Origin of the sequence: Bartonella taylorii 8TBB (genome assembly GCF_902825155.1) — a bacterium.
GTDB classification, from domain to species: domain Bacteria; phylum Pseudomonadota; class Alphaproteobacteria; order Rhizobiales; family Rhizobiaceae; genus Bartonella; species Bartonella taylorii_A.
Genome location: NZ_CADEAG010000233.1, coordinates 1 through 379, shown reverse-complemented (window position 1 = coordinate 379; position 379 = coordinate 1). Strand labels below are relative to the sequence as shown.

At 40.1% G+C, this 379-nt stretch carries 1 protein-coding gene; it reads left to right on the top strand.

What is annotated here, in order from left to right:
• Nucleotides 1–189 (top strand): phage capsid family protein (locus J7R13_RS09435; RefSeq protein ID WP_208438364.1); only part of this gene is annotated, 189 nt, incomplete at its 5' end.
• Nucleotides 190–379: the final 190 nt, after the last annotated feature.

Sequence of the window (379 nt, the reverse complement as noted above, 5' to 3'; positions counted from 1 at the left end):
AACAATCGCAATGTCAATCGCTATAAATTGGTGGAAGAGCATTTCGACTATCAACGTTACTATGGTTTGTCTGCGAAAACACTGATTGGCATGAAGAAAACCCGTTTCAAATTTCCAAATAGCTCTCAAGCAGCGCAAGATTTTGGAACGATTGTTATCCCCACCTACAGTGGTGAACCTGATAATTAATCATAGGGAGGAAGCAAGACATGGCAGATCATTTACCACCTCCATTACAGGGAAGAACTCTTCATACCCAACAGGTGAGTTTCTTACGTTTGAATATCTCTCATAAAGATAAGCATCTTACGGAGAAAATTGGGATATTACCTCGTGGAGCTTTGATCACTTCGATTAAAGCGTTTGTTAAGACAGCGTT